This is a genomic window from Chromobacterium haemolyticum DSM 19808 (assembly GCF_000711885.1).
Classification (GTDB): Bacteria; Pseudomonadota; Gammaproteobacteria; order Burkholderiales; family Chromobacteriaceae; genus Chromobacterium; species Chromobacterium haemolyticum.
This window is the reverse complement of sequence record NZ_JONK01000059.1, coordinates 1-4113: the sequence shown is the minus strand read 5'-3', so window position 1 is coordinate 4113 and position 4113 is coordinate 1. Positions and strand designations below refer to the sequence as shown.

The window sequence follows — 4113 nt, the reverse complement described above, 5'->3', positions numbered from 1 at the left end:
CGACTTCTTTCAAATCAGGTACGGAACGCTCCTTGGCGCCGCAGGCGGCCAGAGCCCCCAACAGCGACAAGGCGTAGAGCGTTTTAACCATGCTTGCCGTTCAGCGGCCGCCCGGTCTTAGGGTCCAGGCCCTTGGCCGCGGCCAGTTGACTCATCAGGGCTTCCGACGGTTTTTCCGGCGGCACATTGGCCTTGAACGCTTCCAGCCACTTGAGCTTGCCGTCCCAAGCCGGCAGTGGAGCCGGCGGCAGCGGCACGATCTCGTCCAGTTCCGGCACCTTGGGGTGGGCGTAAGAGTAGTCGCTGAGAACTCCTCCAATTAACTCGTAACGACGAACCCTCTCATCATCCTTTGATAAAGCCAAGTACTTGTACTGACTTGTCTTATCATTGGCATCGATAGCTGGTGTAGTGAAACCATTAACAAGGAAAGCAGCAGCTGTCGCATCCCCGGCCTTAATTGCTAGCTGGAAAAACCTAACCGCTTCGGGATTATTCTCACCCATCATTGATGCAGCGTACTCTTTCGCGGCCTTTCCATGCCCTTGTTCACCTGCACACTTTTTCATTTTCAAACCAACGGAGTACGCAGCTGCCTGTGCAACCGTCAAGTTGGTCAGTTTATCTCCCACCAAGTACTGCGCTTCCGGGCTGCCCAGGTCCGCCGCCTTGCGGTAGTAGCGGTTGGCCAGTTCCTCGTCCTGTTTCACGCCGTAACCGGCCTTCAGATAACGCCCCATATCGTAGTAGCCGCCTGGAATGCCGCGGTCTATCAGCTCCTGAGTCAGGTCCAGCGTTTCCTTGACCGGGTCGTCGCTGCGCGCCGTGCCCCGCCCTATCATGTCGCGCAAGTCCAGATTGGCCTTGTAATGGCCGTGAGCCGTGGCGATGCGGTAATAACGCTCCATCTCCGGGAAGCGTAGCGGATCTTCCTTCTCGATCTGGTTCTTCTGCAACCAGCGGGCGTAGCGGTATAACTGCTCCGCCTCCGGGTTCAAGGCCGGCAGGTGGTCTTTCTCATATACGCAGTTGAAGGCCAGCTTGGCTTCGACTTCTTTCAAATCGGGCACGGAACGCTCCTTGGCGCCGCCGCAGGCGGCCAGGCTCAGGGTCAGAATCAGGGTCAGAAATGCGGGCTTAATCACTATTGCTCCGGGCTGGGTCTGTGCGCAGGAATTCACGAAGAGGTGCTACAGGGGGCAACTGCTTTTGTGAAGCAACTTTATTACTGTCAAGAATTAGCTGCCATTGTTCATATGCCTTTTTGGCATCAATCTCACGATCCATTCGATCTGGATTCGCACGATCCCAATGGCTAGTATGCCTCCCCCACAACTCCTGGCGCAGCGGCTTGGAGATTTCCGGCCGGTCCAAAGCAATGTTCAATTCACTGTCCACCTGCATGCTGCGGGTATTGATATTGGCCGAGCCCAGCGTCAGAAAAGCGTCGTTGATGATCATCAGCTTGGCGTGGATATAGGTTTCAGCCCATGCCCCCGGTGGGGAGTCCGGCGCCACGATGGAGCAAATATGGGTTTTCAGCCCGGGCTGCTCCACCGCGCTAATGGGAGCGTCCGGCTTTTGGGCGGCCTCGTACTCCTTTTCCATCCGCTCGCGATAAGCCGTGGCGTCTGCCTCCGCTTCCTTGATCTTGCTTTTGAGCTTTGCCGGCGCCATGACGTTCAAGGCGCTCACCACTTTGGCCTCTCGTTCCGCCTGCTTGGCCTGGCCCAGCCTGGCCTCCACATCATCCGCCTTTTCCTGGCGCGCCACGCCGGGAATCGTATCGGCGCGCCCCAGGCTCTCCAGCATCCGGTAGGTGTTGACCGTGCCGGCGCCCACGCCGGCGTCGCTGGTATTGGTGATCACGAACAGATAGATAGGGTAAGGGCGGCCGGCCTGCTTCTGCGCCTTGGCCACATCCTTGATCTTTTCCGCCAGCGGCGGCCAGCGGAAATACTGGTTTTCGATGAAGATGTAGGAAGTGACGTTGTTGACCGCCTTCAGATACAGCTTCTTGATGTCCTGTTTCTTGTATTCCGGCTGGGTGCGCAACAGCTGCACCATGGCGGCTTTATTGGCCTGCCCATCCACCCGCGGCGCATAACTGCCGAAACCGCAGCCGGGCAGCGGCAGGTCTTCCTTGGTTTCGCCGCGCCAGGCGCGGCGGAAATTGTGGAATAGATCGCCCACCGCCGGGCCAGTGATCAGGCTGGAAAAATCCTCGCGCGGCCCCACCGTGCCGTTGCGGCCTAAATTGGGCGCTTTGGGCTTAGCGCTGTGGGCATTGGTGTCCCAGTACTCGTCCAACATATTGTGGCCCATGACGAAACCGACATGGGCTTGCGCGTCATCGTAATCCACCAACACCATTTTCTGGTGATGGCTGGGGGCGCCCGCCAAGGTGGTCTTAGTCCTTTTCTTCAAACCCTTATCGTCGTAATCCTGCGCCGCAATGTGAGCACGGGCGCGCGTGCCAAAACCGCGGCTGCGGAAATGCAGGTGTTTGCTGGGGATGTCCTTATGAAGCCTGTCCCGCACAATCTTGTCCGTGGCGCCGGCCGCCGGCTGGTCCTCGTCATACCAGGAATACCACTGAGAATCGTATTTATACTGCTCTGGGGTTTCATAATCCGGCTTGTCCTTGAGACCCACTTTCCAGCGCCCCGGCGTTTGCGACTCCCCCACCGTGGCGCCGGTGCTGTTGACGTACAGGCCGGCCGGCTTGGAGGCAAAACACAGCACCCGCACCTGCACGCCCTGCTTGGCCTTATGCTCCAGCAGCTTGCCTATCTGCGCCGGCACGGCTTCCGCGATGTCCGCGTACTTCACCGTGTCCGCCCCCTTGCGGACAAAGTACATGGATGGCTGGAAGCCCCAGCAGATGATGCTGACGTTTTTCTTGGCCTTGGCGATGGCGTAATGCACCGCGGCAAACGCCGCCTCGCCGTTGACCAGGGGCTGGAAGCTGCCCTCATGCGGCGCGTATTCGCTGGTCTGCAAAAACCAGGGCAGGGTCAAATTGGCCCGCAGCGGCTCTTTGACGCAGATCGGGGAGACTATCGTGTTCGCGCTCATTTATTACTCTCCTGCGGGCGAAGCGTCGGCCTCGCCATTCAGCAAACGGTGGTAGCGCGCGCGTGCATGCTCGTCCGGCTCCACGCGGCCATCCGGCGGCGCGGCGCCGGCCACCACTTTATGGAAGCCGGCGTTGGCCAGCGCGCCCTTGTCCGGTTTGCTCAGCTCATTGGCCACCGGGATATCAAACTTGACGCCGTTGGCCAGCTCCACCGTGTATTTTTGAGTGGTGACCGCATGTTTGACCGCCAGGTGGCCGCTTTCGTCAATGATGCCGCGCTTCACCTCGCCGCCGTCGGCATGCAGGGTATAGGGCATGCCGGTCCAGCTGCTGTTGCCGCCTTGCGGCGATTGATCCAGGCGCAGCGACAACGGCATCCTGGGAATGCTCTGCGGATAATCCGGATGCGTGACCGTCATTTGCGCCGGCCCGCTCATCTGATGGCTGGCCCCCTTCACCGACACCTTGCCCGGGCAATGCAGTTCGATATTGCCGCCGGCGATGCGGATGTAAGCGCCCCCGCTGACGTTGAGCAGGATTTCCTGCTTGGCCGCTACCGTGATTCTTTCCTTGCAGGAAGTCACCGTCACGTCCTTGTCCGCGGTCACCTCGATGCTGTCGCTCTGCGCCAGCACCTGCATCTTGCCCTTGGCGGCGATCAGCTTCAACGCGATCTTGTCTTGCAGGCCGGTGACGAACAGGCTGATGTGCTGGCCCACGTTATGGATCCAGCGCCGGCCGCTGGTCTGGTTGGTATCGCGCTGCGCCACCAGGTCCAGATTGGTACCCGCCGCCACGGTGTGGCTCTGTTGGCTCAGGCTGGCGATGCCGGCCGGCGCGGACAGGATGAGCAAGGGCTGGCGGCCGGAGATGTCCTTGCCGGTTTTACCTTCTTTGTCGGTATTGGTTTCCGCCTCCCACGCTTTCAGCGCCGCTTGCTGATGCTGCAGATGACCGATCAGCTGCTTGCCTTCCCGCTTATTGTCGTCGCCTATGCCTTCCGGCCCGGTTTCCATGGTGTCGGCCTGCTGGCC

Annotated in this window: 3 protein-coding genes; all 3 read right to left on the bottom strand. The window is 59.9% G+C overall.

All coding sequences use genetic code 11. The features are described from left to right. Window positions 1-83: 83 nt before the first annotated feature. Complete coding sequence (locus tag BR71_RS19650) at window positions 84-1145, bottom strand: SEL1-like repeat protein (protein ID WP_052370892.1); 1062 nt, start codon at window positions 1143-1145, stop codon at window positions 84-86. Further along, window positions 1138-3078: a phospholipase D-like domain-containing protein gene (locus BR71_RS19645; RefSeq protein ID WP_043641461.1), complete on the bottom strand. Its 1941-nt coding sequence runs from the start codon at window positions 3076-3078 to the stop codon at window positions 1138-1140. The genes BR71_RS19650 and BR71_RS19645 overlap by 8 nt, the downstream gene beginning before the upstream one ends. Window positions 3079-3081: 3 nt before the next feature. After that, window positions 3082-4113: DUF2345 domain-containing protein (locus BR71_RS19640; RefSeq protein WP_043641460.1), on the bottom strand; the 1032-nt coding region annotated here is incomplete at its 5' end.